The organism is Paraburkholderia yinzeri, from assembly GCF_046581065.1.
Taxonomy (GTDB): domain Bacteria; phylum Pseudomonadota; class Gammaproteobacteria; order Burkholderiales; family Burkholderiaceae; genus Paraburkholderia.
In genome coordinates, this window is sequence record NZ_JBFOCJ010000003.1 from 23,613 (window position 1) to 42,294 (window position 18,682).

Consider the following 18,682-nt stretch of genomic DNA (forward strand, 5'->3'; position numbering starts at 1 on the left):
GGACCGAGCGTCTTTTCTATATAGCTCACGAGCGCGCGCGTGCGCGCATTGACCATGCGGCCGACCGTGAACGGCGACCCGAGCTGGACTTTGCCGATGCCGGCGCGCTACGTGATCGGCCTGGGCGGCGTGATTCTGTATCCGGAGGTCAATCCGGACTACACGCGCCGCCCCGAGCCGTCCGATCTGCTGCCCGTGCTGCAACATGCGCGCACAACGGTCTGAGGTAGCGCCGAAGCCCGGCGCGGGAGGCGCAAGGTAACCGGATTTGGGATCCGGCGACCTTGCAGGCTGGAACGCGGCGCACGGCGCGGCTTTCCGAGGGCCGCGCAACGCGTTTCCGACGGAATTTCTCTGACGAATCGGCCTCTTTCCGGGGCCAACTTCCCATAACCGGTGACCTTTCGAGGCTTCGTCCCCTCCACCCGGCGACCTGTGCGATCGCTACCCGCATCTTTTCCTTCCGGGCCGCCTGGCGCCGCGACCTGCTGCGGCTATCTGGCGACCTATTGGCTACCTACCGCGGCCGTCCGCTCATCTCTTTCAATCCGTTGATCACGACGAGCAGCGCGCGGCCGTGCTCCTCCGATCCGTCCCACGCTTCGACGATCGCGTTGCGGAGCAAGTCGTTATAGGCAGCGTCATGCCGTCCGGCGGGCGGAGGTTTGACATCGTAGAAACTGCATAGCTTATTGAATGACGCGCTCCGGCGTAGCCGGCGCCCGTTCGACGACCGAAGTCGCGAGACGGTAGGCTGGCTAACTCCCGAAAGCCTTGCTATTTCGCTGGCCGAGCGGGAATCTGCCGACAGCCGCATCAATAGCTCCTGCACCGGAAAATGTTTGTCTGGGGCTTCCATGTCATGCATTATACCTATACAGTAACGACTATTGAATTGCTCGCCGAATTGGCGAGTCGATGTATTCCGAGGAAGTCGATGGCACTGAAACACCTACCGCCCACCTTTTGCTGGTCCCGATCCGGATCGGAGACCGGGGAAGATCTCGCTACGCTCATGCTGCGCAAGGAGTGGGAGCGCAGGCTGGGCGGCGGGCGGTTCCTGTGGGGCATCAGCCAGTCGCTCGGCAGCAGCGCGCAGGTCGCGGCACTGCGCACGGGCTCGCTGCTTGCGCTCTTTTCGCCTTCGGCGGGCCGGCCCCGCCATGTGCCGCGCAAACGCGAAGACGCGCTGGTATGGAACGCCTGGGTCGATGCGGGCGGGCAGGTGCGGCAACTGCCCATGCATGTATTCGTGGCGAGCCGCACGACCTGGCCTTCGGGGCGCGCCCGCGATCACCACTACGCGCTGGTGTGCGCTTCGCCCACCGAGCTCAGCATCGGTAGCAGCCTCAACATCTGTCCCGAGCGGCTGCGCAGCGTGAGCACCGGCAAGGCGCCGTGCGTGTCGCAAGCCACGGTCGTGGTCGATCGCGTGGAGCGCGCGGGAGAGCCTGCGCCGGCGGGCAAGCCGTACCCCGTCGCGCTGGGCGTCGAGCTCGAAGCGCCGTACTTCGTGCGCCTCACGCAGCCCACGCTCGTCAAGGCGCGCGATCTTGCGTCGATTCACGAGGCCGTGCGCAACGGCGATTTCGAAGCCTATGCGGATCTCACGAAGCGCATGCGCAGCCAGCCGGCCACGCAGCAAACGCGCGGCTTCACGCGCGATCTCTTCGATATGTCTCCGGTCGAGCCGGTCGTTGCGGCCCGGCACGGGGGCGCACGTTCACGGGCACGCAGCGTTGCGCGCGTGACCGACTGGACGCAACTGACGATGGAACTCTTCCATGGCGATCATCATCCGTTCACGAGAAGCCGAGGCCGCGCAACGCTTCGTTGAAGCGACGCGCAACGTCGAGGTGGCCTTTCGCGCCGTTCGCGGCGAGGCCGAATTCGAAGTCTCATCGATGGCTCATGGAGCCGCGCAGTCGCGCCTCGACCACGCGCTGGACGAGCTTGCGCGCGCCGAGGCGCTGTTCGACTCCGTCGTCAGCGTGCAGGGGCGCCGGCACGGTCCGAATCATCTGGATACCTGAACGATTGGGCCGGCCGTGACCCACGAAGCCGCCCGGACCAGTGTGGACCCAATGGCGCTGGTGGCGCTGGAGCAGCATTTCGCGCCGCGCGAGCGGATCGTTACCGACCCTCTCGCCGTCGCGCTCCTCCCCGGCGCCGCGCGAGCGGCACTTGCCCGCATGGGCCCGCGTGCGGCCAACGTGTTGGCCGCACTGGCGGAGCGACGCTACCCGGGCCTATGGGGCGGCATCCTGTGCCGCAAGCGCTTTATCGACGACAAGCTGCGCGAGGCGCTGGACGGGATCGAAGCGCTCGTCAATCTCGGCGCGGGCTTCGACACGCGCGCATACCGCATGCTGCCGGGCACCCGCGTACGCGCGTGGGAACTGGATCAGCCGGTGAATATCGATGCGAAGTGGCGGCGTCTGTCGCAGCGCCTCGGTTCTTTGCCGCCGCAAATCCATCTCGTGGCGGCGGACCTTGGGCACGACGCGCTGGACGCGACGCTTACCGCTCACGGCTACGCGCCGCAGCAGCGAACGTTCTTCATCTGGGAGGGCGTCACGCAGTATCTCGACGAAGCGGGCGTGCGCAAGACCCTCGAATTTCTCGCGACGGCGGTGCCCGGCAGTCGCCTGGCGTTGACCTACGTGCGCCGGGATTTTCTGGAGGGGGTGCCGCTGGATGGCCAGGACGTGTTCTATCGCCGCTTTGTGGCGAAGCATGCGATCTGGCGATACGGCATCGATCCGGCAGAACTGCCCTCATTGCTTGCGTCTTACGGCTGGCGCGTGATCGACGCACCGGAGCCGGCCGAGCTTGCGCGGCGCTACATCGTGCCAACGGGCCGTACGCTCGTCTGCATGCCGATCGAGCGATCGGTCTACGCGGAGCGCATCTGAAACGAGGCGGCGGCGCGCGGCCGCCACCGGCCTGACTGCCAGCCCTATTTCACCGTGAACGAGTAATGGCCCTGCGTGCGATGCCCGTCCGCGGCGACGGCTACCCACGCAACCGTATAGACGCCCGGCGTCAGCGCATTGAGCCCCACCGACATGTGTTTGCTGTCCGAAGCGTCGACTTCGGATTTGCCGCTCGTAACGGACTTGCCCTGAGCATCGGTGACGGCGATCGAGCTGAACGCAGGCTCGAGCGCGTCGTCGAATTCAATCGCCACGTCCTTCTGCGTGGCCGGCACGGTGGCGCCCGCGGAGGGCTCCTGGTGCTTGGGATAGGCATGCGCGTGGGCGAGCTGGCAGGTGGCGACGAAAAGCGCGGCAACGGTGGCGCGTACGGCAGTATGCAGTTTCATGGATAGTCTCCTTCGATCAGAAGAGGGGTTTGCCAAGCGAATTCGGGAAGAGATCGTCGAAATACAGGTGGGCGTCGAGCAGCACGCCGACGTGATTGCCGGTCAGGCGGTTGACCGGAATCTCGGCTTCGACGCCGAGCTGGCCATAGCGGTTGAGCCACAGGACGCCCGGGTTGATGGTCCCGGTCGTCTGCCCGGAACATGCGCCCGCCGTGCAGGTCGCCATGGGCGCTTCGACAACAAGGTACAGGTTGCTGAACGGCTGCGGCAACCCAAGATCCTTCACCTCCTGCTGCAGGTAAGGGATGCTGTACTGCAGGGTGAACGCCCAGCCGAACGAGTTCGGCCCTTCCGCCGATGTCGCGGTCGTCAGGTTGGGCCCGATCTGGGCCGTGATGGCGAACGGCCTCAGGTAGCTGAGCGAGGCGGGCAGGTCGCCAAAGCCTTTGCCGAAATAGACCGTGGGCGAGAACGTGGAATACGGGTCTGCGACCGACTTCGCGCCCGTGCCGCCGATGGTGGCGAGCAGCCCGACCGACGCCATGAACTCGTGCCGGGCGTTCGCGTAGACGAGGTATTTCGCGCCTATCGTCACGTCGTCCCAGCCCTTGGCCGAATTGCCGCCCGGCGCGTTCTGGCCCACATAGTCGCTCTGTACGATCAGGTCGAGATTCTTCGTGATGAGCTTGTCCCACTCGTAGGAGACGGTGTTGACGTTCATGTTGTCGCCGTCGTCGTCGGGCGACTTGATATGGCCGAATTGCGTGTCGAATTCGTCGCCCACGCCGGGGTCGTCCACGGTGAGCGTGGCCGGGAAGACGCGGTCGCCGACCACGGCGTGCGCGCGCGCGGCCGTCGGGCCGGCCGCGCACAGGACTGCGGCCGAAGCGAGCAGGGCGGCGCGCGCAGGCGCGATATGCCGCCTGAAGTGCGTATGCATGTGATTTTTCCTGATGTGTGTTTCCGAAGTCATGCGCGCACGCATGACGGCCAGCCGCGGCTGCGGGTGCAGCGCGGTGTTCGGTTTTTCGGTTCGTTACCGGGGGAGCCGGGGGTGGACCGGATCAGGAAAAGGCGGGAGGGGCGCGCGGCTGCGCGGTGGTATGGATGGCCAGCGCGCGGATTTCGGGCCGCGCCGGCGCAACCGTCGCGCGTGCGATGGCGAGCGAGACAGCAAACGGCACGGACACGCCGGGGAGCACGGGCACATGCGCGAGCAGGCCGCAATACGGGCAGGCCTGCCAGTGCTGCATGGGCGCATGCTGGCCGCTGTCCTGCGTCGCGCCGGTGCCGGCTTCGGCCGTGCAGTAAGTGGCGAGCGCGTTGCCCAGGCGATGATGGGCGGCCAGCGTCTGCGAAACGGTCGGCGCAAGCGTGCTCAGCAGGATTGCAAGCAATCCGAGCAGGCTGCCGAGTTTCTGTAGACGGATGCGTAGCATGCGGCGCGGGCGTGCGCCACGAAGGCGCGGTTCAGGTGCAGGCGAGGCGCGCCGCGGTGCAGCGTGGCGTGCTCGGGTGCGCCGATTATGCCACGCAAAGCCGGAGTGCCCATGCATGCGCGGCTATGCCGCGATTCGCGGCGATGGAACGGGAAATGCTTGTTTTCAGGCCGCCATTCTGAATGGGAGCCGGGTCATGGCCACGGAGTTCGCTACTCGCTTTTCGCACGTCAAGCCGCAGGACACCGCATTCGAGAGCGGCGGCCTGCGCGACTTCTTCGTCTATCGCGATCTGGGGATCGCGGCGGCGACGCACGGCAAGGTCGTCGCGCAGCTCGTGCGCGCGAATCAGCCGCCCGAGCAGGGCACCGGCTGGCACCGGCACGAGGCCGACTTCCATATCGTCATCATGCTCAAGGGCTGGGCGCGCTTCATGTATGGCGAGCAGGAGACGCTCGTCGAGGCGGGTGACTGCGTGCATCAGGCGCCAGGCATCGCGCATTACCTCTTCGACTACTCGCCCGATATGGAGTACCTGGAAATCGTGAGCCCCGCGAGCTTCAAGTCGATCGACGTCGAAGCCCCCTGCGCGGTCCCCGCGCCTGCGCCCTGGCGTACCGCGAACGTTTGATGCAGGGCGCCATACGGGACATTGCGCCGGACATCGCGCGGGCCTTGCCTCAGGTCTGCGCCGCCTTCGCGATGACGGCGGCGGTCCTGGCTTCAGCGTCGACGAGCTGGCGCAGGCTCACCTGCTCGCCGTGCGCCCCGGCTTGCGAAGCCGAGCCGAAGCGGCGCACGCGCGGCTCGTGATCGTGAATCGTCGCGCGCACCATGGGGTAGATCTGCGACTCCCATTTGCGGCCGTTGAACACGCCGTAATGTCCCACGCCGGTTTGCACGTGATGTGTCTTCATGTACGGGCGCAGCGCCGCACACAGCTCCTGGGCCGCTACGGTCTGTCCCACGGCGCAGATGTCGTCTTTTTCGCCTTCGATCGTGAGGAGCGCCGTGCGGCGGATCGCATGCGGCTCGACGAGGCGCTCGCCCACCTTCAGCCTGCCGAGCGGCAGTGCGTATTGCTGGAATACCGAGCTTACGGTTTCGAGGTAGAACTCGGCGGTGAGGTCGGTGGTGGCGAAATACTCTTCGTAGAACGTACGGATGGCGTCGGCCCTGGCCGGATCGCCCTTCGCGCGTTCGCGGTGCAGATCGGCGAACGAGGCCGCGTGCCGCTCCAGATTCATCGACATGAACGCGGTGAGCTGCACGAAGCCCGGGTAGACGCGCCGCTGCGCGCCGGCGAAGCCGCCCGGCACGACACTGATGAGGTTGCGCTCGAACCATTCGATGGGCTTGCTGTTCGCGAGATCGTTCACGCGCGTGGGATTCACGCGGCAATCGATGGGGCCGGCCATGAGCGTCATGCTGGCGGGCTGGGACGGATCGTTGTCGGCGGCCATCAGCGAAACCGCGGCGAGCGCCGCCACCGTGGGCTGGCAGATCGCGACGAGGTGAGCGTCCGGCCCGATGCGGCGAATGAACGAGATGACGTGCTCCACATATTCGTCGAAGCCGAAGCGGCCGGCCGCAAGCGGGACGTCGCGCGGGTTGTGCCAGTCGGTGATATAGACGTCGTGGTCGGCGAGCATGGTGCGCACCGTGCCGCGCAGGAGCGTTGCGAAGTGCCCCGACATCGGGGCGACGATCAGCACGCGAGGCTGCGGTACGGCGCTGTCCTTGCGAAAGTGCAACAGCGAGCCGAACGGCGTACGTTTCACGTACTCCTCATGAACGGCCACGGGTTCGCCGTTCACGTCGATCTGGCCGATGCCGAAAGGCGGCCGCGCATGCGTGAGGCCCATCATCTCGACGAGTTCGCAGCACGCGTCCAGGTGCCGCGCGTCGAGGCCGAAGCCTGCGGTGGCCTCGGGCCATGCGGCGAGGGCGGCGCGCACGGCCGAGGCGCCGGCGCGCCATGGGGCGCCAAGATCGGCGATGGCCTGATAGAGCGGATAAGCGAGCAGGTTCATGGGGCGCAGACCGGGCGAAGGCCACAGCGGGGACAGGCGTGAGCAAGCAATACGTGAGCCAGCGTGACGCCGGCGACTGGCACGACGCTTGCGGCGAACCGCTTGCAAAGGCGGTGCCGCGGCCTCGCGAACGAGACGCGCATGATCCGGCGGTCCGCACCGCGCCGCAAGTTGGTGCATCGCTCGCCGTTCGCGGTGCGCGGCGCACCCCGACGACACCACTTGAGATGGCATCGCCACGCGGAGACGCGCATGAGTCAGACGGAAACGACCTTGACGATCAGCAGCCGGAATTATTCGTCGTGGTCGATGCGGGGCTGGCTGCTGGCGAAGCTGGCGGGACTGCCGTTCGAGACGGTGACCGTGCCCGTGGACGATCCCGCGGCGCGCGCGGAGTTGCTGCTGCTTTCGCCGTCGATCCTCGTGCCCTGCCTGCAGCACGACGGCATCAAGATCTGGGACACGCTCGCGATCTGCGAGTATCTGAACGAGGCGTGCCCGAACGCGGGTTTGCTGCCGGCCGGGCGCAATGCGCGCGCGCATTGCCGCTCGATCTGCGGCGAGATGCATTCGGGCTTCAGCGCATTGCGTTCGGCTTTGCCGATGAACCTGCGCGGCCACTTCCCCGACTTTCGCGTGTGGTCGCGTGCGCAGGACGACATCGAACGCATCGTGACGATCTGGCGCGAATGCTTTGCCGCTTATGGCGGCCCCTGGCTCTTTGGCGAGATCTGCGCCGCCGACGCCATGTATGCGCCTGTCGTCACGCGTCTTCTGACCTATGACGTGAAGCTCGACCGCGACATCGCCGACTACTGCCTGCGCGTGCTCAAGCAACCCTTCGTCGCGGAGTGGATCGCGGCGGCCCAGTCGGAGACCGAGGATATCGACGAGCTCGACGTCGAGTTCTAGATTTACGCGTGGCGCCGGGCGTTGCAGTACCACATCGTTGGCGTGCGCTCAACGTCGTGATGCGCAGCATCCAGTACGCGAATGGCGTGCGCGTGGGTTGAGCGCAAGCGTTACGCGGAAGGCGCGCGCCGCGCCGCGCGTTGCGGGATCAGCACGACGCAGCCCACCATGAACACGATCAGGATGGCCGACGCGTAGAAGCGGCTGAAATCCAGGCCGCCTTGCGCGACCGGCTTGTCGAGCAGATCCCCGAGCGTGGCGCCAAGCGGGCGCGTGAGCACGAACGCGGCCCAGAAGAGTGCCGTGCGCGATACGCGCGGCCAGAGCCGGAGCAGCGCCACGACCACGAGTCCGGCGCCGAAGAGGGCGGCGCCCGTTTCGAAGCCGAGGCCGAGCCCGCCGCGATCGTCGTCGGCGACCCAGTCGCCGAGCGCGGTGCCGAGCGTCTGCGAGAACAGAATCGTGATCCAGTAGAACCATTCCGCGCGTGCGCTCACGACGCTCTCGACCGACACCGTGCCCTCGACGCGATACCAGACGGCAAGGCTCGCGACGAGCAACGCGGCGACGATCGAGACGCCGCCCGGATAGCCGACGCCGAGCGAGCGGTCGCAGAAGTCGGCGAGCGTCGTGCCGAGCGTGGTCGTCGCGACGATGGTGGCCCAGTACAGGAAGGGATAGAACCGCTGTGCGCGGATCTGGCCCGAGACCAGTACGATGAAGCTCACGAGGAAGATCAGCGAGCCGGCGAGATAGCCGAGATTCAGCGACATCGTCACCCAGTCGCCGCCCGTTTCGCCGAGCGTGGTGGCCGCGATCTTGATGAGCCAGAAGCCGAGCGTGACCTCGGGGACCTTGCTGACGACATGACCGGCAAGACTTCGACTGCTGGAATGCATGGGGCGACTCCCTGGGGAACGTACGGAGGAAACGAAACAGTCGCGCACTTTAAGCTTCCGCGGCTTAACGAACACTTAAGCGGCACGGAGCAGTGCGTCGCGCATTCGCATGGCATGCAGTTTAAGCCCGACTTAAGCCGCGATGCGGGACAATGCAGGGTTGCGATAAACGGGGAGCGCCATGCGCCTCTTGCTGGTGGAAGACGACGAGATGATCGGCGAGACGGTGCTCGAGTCGATGCGGCGCGAAGGCTATGCGGTCGACTGGGCGCATGACGGACGCGAGGCCGAGCTCTCGCTCGGCAGCGGCGTCTACGACCTCGTTCTGCTTGATCTGGGCCTGCCGAAGAAGGACGGCATCGCGGTGCTCACCGACTATCGCCTGCGCGACGGCGATGCGCCCGTGCTTGTCCTGACCGCGCGCGACGCGGTGAGCGAGCGCATCGGCGCCCTCGACGCCGGCGCCGACGACTACCTCATCAAGCCCTTCGACCTCGACGAACTGGCAGCCCGCGCCCGCGCGCTGCTGCGCCGGCGCACGGGCAAAAAGCAGCCTGTCTATACGCACGGCGCGCTGCTGCTCGATCCGGCCGGCCATGAAGTGACGATGAACGGCGAGAACGTGGCGCTGCTGCCGCGCGAGTTCGCGTTGCTGCGTGCGTTGATCGAGGAGCCCGCGCGGGTGTTTACGCGGGCCGAGCTCGAAGAGCGCATGTACGGCTGGGGCGAGGAAGTGGGCAGCAACACGATCGAAGTGCATGTCCACAGCTTGCGCCGCAAGCTCGGCCCGGAGCAGATCGTTACGGTGCGCGGCGTGGGCTACCGGCTCAAGAGGTGCGAATGAGTTCGATACGCCGCAAGCTGCTGGGCGGCCTGATCTGCGGGTTCGCTGTCGCTTCGGCGATTTCCGCGTTCGGCATCTTTCACACGGCCCGTAAGGAGGCCAGCGAACTGTTCGACTACGAGTTGCGCACGGTGGCGCTCTCGATGCCGGCGAATCTCGAAGCCGCACGCAATGTCGAGCAACCCGATCCGGAATACGAAGGCATTGCCGACGACCTCATCCTGATCGAGATCTGGGACGACGCCGGCCATCTCGTCTACCACTCGCGCATGACGCCTACGCTGCCGCGCTATGTGAGCGGCATTCGCACGGTCGAACACGAGGAGAATCGCTGGCGCGTGTACGGCACGCAGCAGGCGGGGCGCTACGTGCAGGTCGCGCAACCGGTTTCGGTGCGCGACGGGCTCGCGCTCAGGCTCGCGCTGCATACCCTGTGGCCGTTCGCCCTGTTCGTGCCGGCGGCGATTGCGCTCGTGCTGCTCGTCGCGGCACGCGGGCTCGCGCCCGTGAGCGCGCTCTCGACGGCACTCGCGACGCGCTCGCTCAACTCGCTCGAACCGCTGCGCATCGACAACACAACGCCGGTCGAACTGCGACCGCTCGTCGAGGCGCTGAACGACTTGCTGCAACGCCTGAGAATCGCTTCGCAGACCCAACGCAACTTCATCGCCGACGCGGCGCACGAACTGCGCTCGCCGCTCGCTGCGCTCAAGCTTCAGCTTCAGGCGGCGCTGCGCGACGGTACGCTCAGCGGCGAGGCGCACACGCTAGAACGTGTCTCCATGCGGCTCAATCGCCTCATCCGGCTCGCGCAGCAACTGCTGACGCTCGCGCGCGAGGACGCCGGCCCCGAGCGCGACGCGGCGCGCGTGAGCCTGCGCAAGCTCGCGGAGCACGCGGTTGGCGACTTCTCGCTGCTGGCGGAGGAGAAGGGCATCGACCTCGGTCTCGAACACCGCGCGCCGGTCTCCCCAGACGATCCGTGCGAGGTGCTCGCGGACGCGCATGGCCTCGCCACGCTCCTCGGCAACCTGATCGACAACGCGGTCCGCTACACCCCGCAGGGCGGCAAGGTCGATCTCGTGCTGACGCGCAGCGGCGACCGGCTCGGCTTCCAGGTGGTCGACAACGGACCCGGCATTCCGGCGGACGAGCTCGAACGCGTGCTCGACCGCTTCTACCGCAGCAGCCATGTGCCCGGCACGGGCAGCGGGCTCGGGCTTTCCATTGCGTGGCGCATTGCGGAGCGGCAGGCCCTGACGCTGACATTGCAGAACAATGCCGACGGGCACGGCCTGACCGTGGCCGTGGAAGGGCTGAGCGCAGCCGGCGCTTGAGACGGCGCAGGCCTTCCGGCCGTTGCCACGCTTTATTCCCGCGCACGGAGTTGTCGCCTACCCGACAGAATCCGCGCGGGATTACCGACATCATGCCTCCACGCCTCTGGCCACGCGACGCCGCCGGTACCGCACAGGCGCCCGCGAGTCGCGCGACGCGTCCGGAGATCGCCCACCCACTTGTGCAGGTGACCATGAAGCAATTCGGTGATTACCAGAACGAAATCTACTTCAAAGGCCTCCACGGCATTCGGCCGAGTCTTCCCGTGGATTTCAAACGGCTGGAGGAGCGGGCGGCCTCCGCCCTGTCGCCGTCGCTGCTGAGCTACGTCCAGGGCGGTTGCGGCGACGAGTCCACGCAGCGCCGCAATGTCGATGCCTTCGCGGAGTGGGGGATCGTGCCGCGCATGCTGGTCGATACGCGCGAGCGCGATCTTTCCGTCGAGATGTTCGGAAAGCGCTACCCGTCCCCGCTGATGCTCGCGCCGATCGGCGTGATCGGCGCGTGTGCGCAGGACGGCCACGGCGACATCGCGACGGCGAAGGCCGCGGCGGAAGCCGGCGTGCCGATGATCGCTTCCACGCTGATGAACGACCCGCTCGAAACGGTTGCGCAAGCGTTGGGCGAAGGCACGGCCTTCTTCCAGCTCTATACGCCCAAGGATCGCGATCTTGCCGCGAGCTTCGTGCGGCGGGCCGAAACGGCCGGCTACCAGGGCATCGTCGTCACGCTCGACACCTGGCTGACGGGCTGGCGCCCGCGCGACCTCAACGACAGCAACTTTCCCCAGTTGCGCGGCGTGGCGCTCGCCAATTACTTCTCGGATCCGCACTTCCGCGCAAAGCTCGCGGCGCCGCCGGAAGAGGATATCGCCGGGGCCGTGCGTCAATGGGCATCGGTATTCGGGCAGACCGTCACCTGGGACGATCTGGTCTGGCTGCGCTCCCTCACCCGCCTGCCGCTGATCGTCAAAGGCATCCAGCATCCCGACGACGCGAAGCGCGCCGTCGACACCGGCGTCGACGCGATCTATTGCTCGAACCATGGCGGCCGCCAGGCCAACGGCGGAATCGCCTCGATCGACCTCCTGCCCGCGCTCGTCGCGGCATGCGGCAAGGTTCCGGTCTGGTTCGATTCGGGCATCCGTTCGGGCACCGACGTCGTCAAGGCGCTCGCGATGGGGGCCAGCATGGTCGGCGTCGGCCGGCCGTATGCCTATGGTCTTGCGCTGGGCGGCGCGGCCGGCGTCGTCCACGTCGTGCGGTCCCTGCTTGCCGAGGCGGATCTGCTGATGGCCGTCGACGGCTTCCCCGATCTCGCGATGCTGCGGGCCGCGGGCGTGCGCCGCACGCGCCCGTAACGCTATCCACCGGCCCGGCTCTTCTGGCCGAGTGGCCAGGTCTCACACGTCTCACACCAACAACTGCCGCGACAGCACCTCTCTCGCCTGCGTCACCGTTTCCCGTTCGCCGGGATGCGGCGGCGTGAGCGAGAACACGGCCTCGGGCAACACCGGCAACCGGTACTTCGCGCCCAGCCGCACGAGCCCGTCCGGGATCGACGACGCGCAGAGGCAGCCCACGCCGAGGCCGGCCGCGACCATCGATTGCAGGCCAGCCACGCCGGACGCGCTGTGCACGAGCTCGTAGGGCAGCGCCTTGTCTTCGAGCGAACGCACCGCGGTCTGGTGCATCATGCAGTCGTCCGGCAGCAGCACGAGCGGCAGCCGCTCGGGCAACTGCTCCGCCAGCGCCGCCGACGCGACCCAGTAGAGCGGCTCGCGCCGCAGGATCCACTGGGCGTCGCTGGCAACGGGCCGGTACGGCCCCGTCGAGAGGTTCATGACCACACCCAGGTCGATCTGCCCCTTCGTCTGGGCGAGTTCGATATCGGCGCTCTTCATCGCGCGCACATGCAGGCTGAGCCGCGGGTAGCACTCGCGCAGCCGCGCGAGCAGGCCCGCCACCTCGTTGGGACGGAAATATTCGGTGATCGCGACACGCAGCTCGCCCTTGATCGCCTGGCCGCGCAGTTCGTCGAAAGCGGCCTCGTTGAGCGCTACGAGACGCCGCGCATGCTCCAGCAGCCGTGTGCCCGAAGCGGTCGGCTCGACGCCGCGCTTGCTGCGCACGAAAAGCGGCACGCCCGCGCGCTCCTCGAGCTTGCGCACCTGTTCGCTGACGGTCGATTGCGAGAGATGCAGCAGCGGCGCAGCCGCGGAGAGGCTGCCCGCCTCCGCCACCGCTGTGAAGGTCTTCAACTGGTCGAAATCGAAACCGCGCATCGCACGCCTCATCCATCGGGATATGCGATGGATGCTACCATCATTTCCCGCTTTTCCGGATCATGAGGAAAGGTCAGAATGGCGTCTCGAATGCCCGGCTGTGGGTTCCTGAAAAGGCGAGCGGCTGTGGCGCTGATTGGCCCATCTGGCCCATCATCCGGCCCCCCATCGAGATTTCGCTCATGACAGACAGCACGCTTGCCGCACGCGCTCCGGCGTGCGGCGCCACCGCTAAGGTGGCGCACAACCATCACGGCTGGGCGCTGGTCGTCTTGCTGGTCGGCGCGATCCTGCCGCCGATCGACTACTTCATCGTGAACCTCGCATTGCCGGCCATCCGCGACGGACTCGGCGCGCAACCCGCCGAGCTGGAGCTGGTGATCTCCGCCTATGCCTGCGCGAATGCCGTTGCCCAGATCACGGGCGGCCGCCTGGGCGACCTGTACGGCCGCAAACGCATCTTCATGATCGGCATGACCGGCTTCGTCCTTGCGTCCACGCTTTGCGGGCTGGCCGGCAGTGGCGGCGTGCTGGTTGCCGGGCGCGTGCTCCAGGGTCTGTTCGCGGCCATTCTGGCGCCGCAGGTGCTCGCCACGATCCGTAGCGTCTTCACGCCGCACGAACAGGTGCGCGTCATGGGGTTCTACGGCTTCGTGTTCGGGCTTGCCGCCGTCATCGGCCAGCTTGGCGGCGGCGCGCTGATCAGCCTGCATCCGTTCGGGCTGGGCTGGCGCGCAATTTTCCTCGTCAATCTGCCGATCGGTCTGCTTGCGCTCCTCGGCAGCTGGCGCTTCATCCCGGAAAGCCGGCCGCCGCGCGGCCAGCGCATCGATCTGCCCGGCACGCTCCTGCTCTCGCTGTTCCTGCTGATGCTCGTGTATCCGCTCACGCGCGGACGCGAGGCCGGCTGGCCGCTGTGGATGCTGGCCTGCCTCGCCGGTTCGTTGCCGGTGCTCGGTTGGCTGCTGCGCGTGGAGTGGCGCAAGCTCGTGGAGGGCCGCGATCCGCTGCTGGATCTGCGTCTTTTCCGCAACCCCGTGGTGGCGCTGGGCCTCGCGCTGGCGTTTCTGTTCTACACGATGAGCGCGTTCTTCCTGACCTATGGCATCTATCTTCAAGGCGGCCTGCACTGGTCGCCGCTCGCCTCGGGGCTCGCGATCCTGCCGTTCGGCCTGGGGTTTCTTTCGAGCCCGCTGCTGATGCCGCAGCTCGTCCATCGGTTCGGCGGTTACCGCGTGCTCACGCTCGGCTACGTGCTGCTCGCGTGCGGGCTCGCGGCCTCTGCCGCGTTCGCGGGAAGCTCCGCGCCCGGATTGGGCTTTTACCTGGGACTCGCTGCGATCGGCATGGGGCAGGGGCTCGTGCTTCCCTCTGTCGTGCGGATCGTGCTGGCCGAGGTGGCGCCCGAACGGGCGGGCGTGGCGTCGGGGATGGTGACGGCGACGCTGCAGATTGGCGCGGCTGTGGGTGCCGCAACGCTCGGCGGGGTGTTCTTCTCGGCGCTCGGTGCGCATCCCATGGTCGCCGATTATGTGCACGCGTTCAGGACTACGATGTTTGTGCTCGTCGGGGTGCTGCTGGCCTACGTGGCGCTTTCTCTCGCGCTTGGGCCGTTGCATCGGCGTTTGCATGGGCGCGCGTGATGCCGGGCGGCACGGACTCCTGAAACAGGTGCGCACACATGAAGTCGACGAAAACGCGCAGCTTCGGCGAAAGCTGCCGGCTGGACGGCCACAGGATCGAGAGCTGGCCGAGCGCGATCGGGTGATCGCCGAGCGCCGTGACGAGCGCGCCGCTGGCGAGCGTTTCCTGGGCAAGGAAGTCCGGCATGAAGCCGATCCCGAAGCCCGCGGCTACTGCGCCGCGCAGCGCCTCCATGTTGTTGCAGGTCATCGTCGTGCGCAGGTTCGGCGGCTCGCTGCCGTCGGGCGTGAGCGCGCTGCTTGCCGGACTCGTGCAGGCGCGGCTGCACGCGGCGCTCCCGCAAGCGCAGCCGGCCGCGGTGGCCGATGCTGCTGCGCGGCTCGCGGCGGGGAACCTTGCCGATGCGGCGGCGCGACTGCCGGGCCTCGCGCCCGCGACACTGCAGGCCGGCTACCACGCGGCGTTTGGCCAGTTACTCGACGGACTCGCGCTGATCACGCTGCTATGCGCGCTCGCCGCGTTTGCGTTCCTGAGCCGCGTTCGGGTGAGGGACGAGGCGCTCGGCGAACCGTCGCGCCGTTCCGGGATTCCCGCCACGGAGCAGCTTTAATTTCGCGCTTCGGCCTGCCGACAATCGATCAACTCTACGCCACGCCAAGCACCATGAGATGCATCGCGCGCCGCTCGACGAAGCCCAGCTTTTCGTAGAGCGCGATGGCGCCGCGATTCGACGCGATCACGTGCAGAAAGGGCGTTTCGGAACGCGCGGCAATGGTCGAGATCAGCCGCTTCATGAGACTTGCTGCAAGACCTTGCCCTCGAAAAGCCGGGTCTACGCAGACCGCGCTGATCTCCGTGAAGCCGTCCGGCTTGATGCGTTCGCCGGCCATCGCGGCGAGCTTGCCCTCGTGACGAATGCCGATATAGGTGCCGAGCTCGATGGTGCGCGGACCGAAGGGGCCGGGTTGCGTGGCCGCCACGAGGGCGAGCATTTCGGGCACATCCTGGACCGTCAGCCTCACGTGCGGCGGTTCGTGCTGGCGGTCGGGTTCGCCTTGCCACACCATCTGCAGCAGGGTGTCGCGCCTCGCGATGGAGAAACCCGCGGGAGGCACGACCTCGCTCACGGTCACCAGGGCAGTCGGGCCGTGCTGCTCGATGAGCGCGCGCAACGTCCGGAACGACTCCGGGCTGGTGTCGGCTATCGCCCCGAACGGAGCGACCGTGCCTGCATAGCGCCGCACGCGGTCGTCTCCTTCCGCGAAGGCGTGGTGTCTGCCGGCGAGCGCGTTCCCTATCGCCTTGTCCAGCGGGTGCGCGGTGCCGGCTTCCTGTTCGGCGAGGGTCGTTTCCGCCATGCTGTCCTCCTGCATCGATCATGTGGTGGTGCAAAGAATAGACGCAGACGGCCCGCGAAGGTAGCATCGCAAATGACATTATTCGAATCATTTACGCCATGCGTATCGTCGTGTTTCCTCTGGATGGCGTGTTCGACACGGGCCTCGCGGTGGTGCGCGACGCGCTCAGGATGGCGAACGGGCTCGCCGCGGTCGCGCATCCCGGCGAGCCGCCGCCATTCGAAGTCGAACTGGCCGGCCTGCGAACCCGCGTCACGACGGCGCTTGGCGTGACGGTCGAGACACACAAGGCGCGTACCGTGCAGCCGGCCGACTGGATCCTCGTTCCTGCGATCAGCACCGTGGCGCCCGACATGCTGGCCGAATTTCTCGAGCGCCCTGCGGTGCGCGACGCCGGGATGCAACTGCGCGACTGGTACTCGGGGGGCGTGCGGATCGCGGCGGCCTGCGTCGGGACGTTTATCCTCGCCGAATCGGGGTTGCTCGACGCGGAGGAAGCCACGACGACCTGGTGGCTCAGTCCGCTTTTTCGCAGCCGCTACCCGAAGGTGCGCCTCGACAAGGACCGCATGCTGGTGCCATCAGGCCCCTTCGTGACCGCCGGCGCGGCGATGGGGCACCTCGATCTCATACTCTGGCTGATTCGCCAGGCGAGCCCGGAGCTGGCGACGCTCGTGGCGCGGTACATGCTGGTCGACGGCCGGGTTTCGCAGGCGCCGTACATCATTCCCGATCACCTTGCGCACAGCGATCCGCTCATCGAGCGCTTCGAGCGCTGGACGCGCGCGAACCTGGCAAGCGGCTTCTCGCTCCAGGAGGCGGCGAGTGCGCTCGCCACCAGTCCGCGCACGCTGCAAAGGCGCGCGGAAGCCGTGCTGGGCAAATCGCCGTTGTCGTATTTCCAGGACCGCCGGGTGGAGCGCGCACGGCACCTCATCGAAACGAGCTCGATGGATCTGGATGCCATTGCCGCGGAAGTGGGCTATGCCGACGGCGCCACGCTGCGAACGCTGCTGCGCCGCAGGTTGGGGCGAGGGGTGCGGGAGCTGCGGTCGGCGTGAGCGGGGAGGCCGGTTCGGATATCGGGCTATTCCTGTACCTGCATTCCGGCAGTCGCGCCGAGGGTAGGCCGAATCGGTGCCTGGCGTATCAGTTGCGGCGGAAGACGCCACGCCGCAAGGCCGGCAATGAGTACCACGCCGGCGACGACCCATAGCACCACGCTCAGCGCACTTTCAAACGTGACCGCTTTCGATGCGATGCCCGGGAACGCGGTTCCGGCGTGACGCATGGCGCCCGAAAAGATCGCATCGAGCACCGACACCCCAAGGGCGCCCGCCACCGACCTGAACATGACCGGGCTCGCCGTAGCCACACCCAGCAGGGTTGGGCAGACCGATCGCTGTGCCACCACGGTGACGAGCGGAAACAGGATTCCCAGGCCGGCTCCCAACGGCGCGAGGCACGCGGAAAGTACGAACACAGGCGCGCGATGGCTGGCGAGCCCATACGCCAGCGCCACGAGGGAGGCGAAGATCAGCCCGCACGCGGTTATTGCCAGGCGGCGTACTCGGCCGGCGGCGGCGAGGGAACGGCCGCCGGCCGCCGAGCCGAGCGTAATGCCGGCGGTAAGCGCCATCAGATGCCATCCGGACGCGGTCGGCGTCAACATTCGCGCGGACTGGAAATACAGTGGCATGAACACGACAATGGCAAAGAGCGCGATGCCCGACGCAGCGCTCAGCACGTTGGCCGCCACATAGGAAGGATGCCGAAACGGTTCGAGCGGAAGAAGCGCATTGGGCGTACGCGCCTGGAGCCAGATAAAAACGGAAGCCAGTGCAATGCCCGCCAGCACGAAGCCGGGCCGGCCTACGCCCATCGCCACGTTGCGGGACGTCCCCACGATGATGCATACCAACGATGCGGTCAACAGCAGCGCACCGCGGTAGTCCATGCCGCTGGCCCGTATCGCGCGCGTGCGAGGCAGCGTGAAACTGAGGACCGCGATGGCGAGCAACGCCGCGGGGACATTGAAAAGGAACGCCCATCGCCACGAGCCGTATTGCACGAGGATGCCGCCCAATACCGGTCCAGCCATGGTCGAAAGGCTGAATGCCGCGCCGAGCAGCCCTTGAAGCCGAAAGCGCAGCGGCGGATCGAAGAGACGTGCTACCGAGGTCATGGCCAGCGTCATGAACGCGCCTCCCCCCGCCCCTTGAAGTCCGCGCGCCAACACGAGTTCCGTTGCGCTGCCGCTCGCGCCACAGAAAACGGAGCCCGCCAGAAAGATCGACGCAGCAGCGAGCAGAGCCGGCTTGCTACCCCACTGATCGGCGAGCTTTCCGTATAGCGGCACTGCAACCGTCGATGTGATCAGGTAGGCAGAGAATATCCACGAAATGTCGCTCGTGCCGCGAAGATCGCGTTGAATACCGGGAAGGACCGTCGATACGACGGTCTGATCGAACGCGGCCAGTACAACGAGGCTGAGGAAGGCCAGGAACGTCGCGGCGAGCGGAAGCGCGGTGTTGGGTCTCGTAGTCATGGGCGCCAGTGTTGTACGATGGCTCACATTTGACCAGTGCAATGTTCTTAATCGATAC

The 18,682-nt window shown here is 66.9% G+C and carries 20 protein-coding genes and 2 pseudogenes; 12 read left to right on the forward strand and 10 right to left on the reverse strand.

Annotated elements, in window-relative coordinates; translation table 11 throughout:
- Positions 1-60: 60 nt before the first annotated feature.
- A pseudogene (locus WJ542_RS26870) lies at positions 61-225 on the forward strand (peroxiredoxin-like family protein); the annotation flags it as partial.
- Between the two features lie 292 nt (positions 226-517).
- Here WJ542_RS26870 and WJ542_RS26875 read toward each other — a convergent pair.
- Positions 518-859: a helix-turn-helix domain-containing protein gene (locus WJ542_RS26875; RefSeq protein WP_411192580.1), complete on the reverse strand. Its 342-nt coding sequence runs from the start codon at positions 857-859 to the stop codon at positions 518-520.
- A 78-nt stretch (positions 860-937) separates the two neighbouring features.
- Between WJ542_RS26875 and WJ542_RS26880 the strand changes: the two genes are divergently transcribed.
- From WJ542_RS26880 to WJ542_RS26890, 3 genes are read left to right on the forward strand one after another with little or no spacing between them, the layout of a single operon-like run.
- A complete protein-coding gene (locus tag WJ542_RS26880) occupies positions 938-1,837 on the forward strand; it encodes a hypothetical protein (protein WP_411192582.1) in 900 nt (299 codons plus the stop codon).
- Positions 1,785-2,033 (forward strand): hypothetical protein, encoded by a 249-nt coding sequence (locus tag WJ542_RS26885; RefSeq protein ID WP_411192583.1) that lies wholly within the window; start codon positions 1,785-1,787, stop codon positions 2,031-2,033. Before WJ542_RS26880 ends, WJ542_RS26885 begins: the two co-directional genes overlap by 53 nt.
- 15 nt (positions 2,034-2,048) lie before the next feature.
- A complete protein-coding gene (locus tag WJ542_RS26890) occupies positions 2,049-2,915 on the forward strand; it encodes an SAM-dependent methyltransferase (RefSeq protein ID WP_411192584.1) in 867 nt (288 codons plus the stop codon).
- A gap of 44 nt (positions 2,916-2,959) precedes the next feature.
- On the opposite strand, the gene WJ542_RS26895 is transcribed toward WJ542_RS26890, so the two are convergent.
- The 3 genes from WJ542_RS26895 to WJ542_RS26905 form a co-directional block, all read right to left on the reverse strand.
- Positions 2,960-3,325: a copper resistance CopC family protein gene (locus WJ542_RS26895; protein WP_411192585.1), complete on the reverse strand. Its 366-nt coding sequence runs from the start codon at positions 3,323-3,325 to the stop codon at positions 2,960-2,962.
- Between the two features lie 16 nt (positions 3,326-3,341).
- The gene (locus tag WJ542_RS26900; RefSeq protein WP_411192586.1) at positions 3,342-4,265 is read right to left on the reverse strand and encodes a transporter; all 924 of its coding nucleotides are present in this window, start codon (positions 4,263-4,265) and stop codon (positions 3,342-3,344) included.
- Between the two features lie 124 nt (positions 4,266-4,389).
- Positions 4,390-4,764, reverse strand: coding sequence for a DUF2946 domain-containing protein (locus WJ542_RS26905; protein ID WP_411192587.1), 375 nt, complete (start codon positions 4,762-4,764; stop codon positions 4,390-4,392).
- Between the two features lie 196 nt (positions 4,765-4,960).
- Here WJ542_RS26905 and WJ542_RS26910 point away from each other — a divergent pair, with 196 nt between their 5' ends.
- Positions 4,961-5,395, forward strand: coding sequence for a cupin domain-containing protein (locus tag WJ542_RS26910; RefSeq protein ID WP_411192588.1), 435 nt, complete (start codon positions 4,961-4,963; stop codon positions 5,393-5,395).
- 49 nt (positions 5,396-5,444) lie between these two features.
- Here WJ542_RS26910 and WJ542_RS26915 read toward each other — a convergent pair whose 3' ends face one another.
- Complete coding sequence (locus WJ542_RS26915; RefSeq protein WP_411192590.1) at positions 5,445-6,797, reverse strand: polyhydroxyalkanoate depolymerase; 1,353 nt, start codon at positions 6,795-6,797, stop codon at positions 5,445-5,447.
- Positions 6,798-7,049: 252 nt separating this feature from the next.
- On the opposite strand from WJ542_RS26915, the gene WJ542_RS26920 reads away from it, so the two are divergent.
- Positions 7,050-7,709 (forward strand): glutathione S-transferase family protein, encoded by a 660-nt coding sequence (locus WJ542_RS26920; protein ID WP_411192591.1) that lies wholly within the window; start codon positions 7,050-7,052, stop codon positions 7,707-7,709.
- Between the two features lie 110 nt (positions 7,710-7,819).
- Here WJ542_RS26920 and WJ542_RS26925 read toward each other — a convergent pair whose 3' ends face one another.
- A complete protein-coding gene (locus tag WJ542_RS26925) occupies positions 7,820-8,608 on the reverse strand; it encodes a COG4705 family protein (protein WP_411192593.1) in 789 nt (262 codons plus the stop codon).
- 181 nt (positions 8,609-8,789) lie between these two features.
- Between WJ542_RS26925 and WJ542_RS26930 the strand changes: the two genes are divergently transcribed.
- The 3 genes from WJ542_RS26930 (at position 8,790) to WJ542_RS26940 (ending at position 12,150) form a co-directional block, all read left to right on the forward strand.
- Positions 8,790-9,452 (forward strand): response regulator, encoded by a 663-nt coding sequence (locus tag WJ542_RS26930; protein ID WP_411192594.1) that lies wholly within the window; start codon positions 8,790-8,792, stop codon positions 9,450-9,452.
- Entirely contained in the window at positions 9,449-10,789 is a 1,341-nt protein-coding gene (locus WJ542_RS26935) for an ATP-binding protein (RefSeq protein ID WP_411192595.1), read from the forward strand. The genes WJ542_RS26930 and WJ542_RS26935 overlap by 4 nt, the downstream gene beginning before the upstream one ends.
- Positions 10,790-10,983: 194 nt before the next feature.
- Positions 10,984-12,150, forward strand: coding sequence for an alpha-hydroxy-acid oxidizing protein (locus WJ542_RS26940; RefSeq protein WP_411192596.1), 1,167 nt, complete (start codon positions 10,984-10,986; stop codon positions 12,148-12,150).
- Between the two features lie 51 nt (positions 12,151-12,201).
- On the opposite strand, the gene WJ542_RS26945 is transcribed toward WJ542_RS26940, so the two are convergent.
- Positions 12,202-13,074, reverse strand: coding sequence for a LysR family transcriptional regulator (locus WJ542_RS26945; RefSeq protein ID WP_411192597.1), 873 nt, complete (start codon positions 13,072-13,074; stop codon positions 12,202-12,204).
- Between the two features lie 182 nt (positions 13,075-13,256).
- On the opposite strand from WJ542_RS26945, the gene WJ542_RS26950 reads away from it, so the two are divergent.
- The gene (locus WJ542_RS26950) at positions 13,257-14,717 is read left to right on the forward strand and encodes an MFS transporter (RefSeq protein WP_411192598.1); all 1,461 of its coding nucleotides are present in this window, start codon (positions 13,257-13,259) and stop codon (positions 14,715-14,717) included.
- A gap of 19 nt (positions 14,718-14,736) precedes the next feature.
- Here WJ542_RS26950 and WJ542_RS26955 read toward each other — a convergent pair.
- Positions 14,737-15,012, reverse strand: a pseudogene (locus tag WJ542_RS26955) (LysR substrate-binding domain-containing protein); the annotation flags it as partial.
- On the opposite strand from WJ542_RS26955, the gene WJ542_RS26960 reads away from it, so the two are divergent.
- On the forward strand, positions 14,903-15,328 hold the full coding sequence (locus WJ542_RS26960; RefSeq protein WP_411192599.1) for a hypothetical protein: 426 nt from the start codon (positions 14,903-14,905) through the stop codon (positions 15,326-15,328). The pseudogene WJ542_RS26955 and the gene WJ542_RS26960 sit on opposite strands and share 110 nt — an antisense overlap.
- Before the next feature lie 34 nt (positions 15,329-15,362).
- Here WJ542_RS26960 and WJ542_RS26965 read toward each other — a convergent pair whose 3' ends face one another.
- Positions 15,363-16,076, reverse strand: coding sequence for a GNAT family N-acetyltransferase (locus WJ542_RS26965; protein ID WP_411192600.1), 714 nt, complete (start codon positions 16,074-16,076; stop codon positions 15,363-15,365).
- A 98-nt stretch (positions 16,077-16,174) separates the two neighbouring features.
- On the opposite strand from WJ542_RS26965, the gene WJ542_RS26970 reads away from it, so the two are divergent.
- Complete coding sequence (locus WJ542_RS26970) at positions 16,175-17,137, forward strand: GlxA family transcriptional regulator (RefSeq protein ID WP_411192601.1); 963 nt, start codon at positions 16,175-16,177, stop codon at positions 17,135-17,137.
- Positions 17,138-17,163: 26 nt separating this feature from the next.
- Here the strand turns inward: WJ542_RS26970 and WJ542_RS26975 are convergent, their stop codons facing one another.
- Positions 17,164-18,651, reverse strand: coding sequence for an MFS transporter (locus WJ542_RS26975; RefSeq protein WP_411192603.1), 1,488 nt, complete (start codon positions 18,649-18,651; stop codon positions 17,164-17,166).
- Positions 18,652-18,682: the final 31 nt, after the last annotated feature.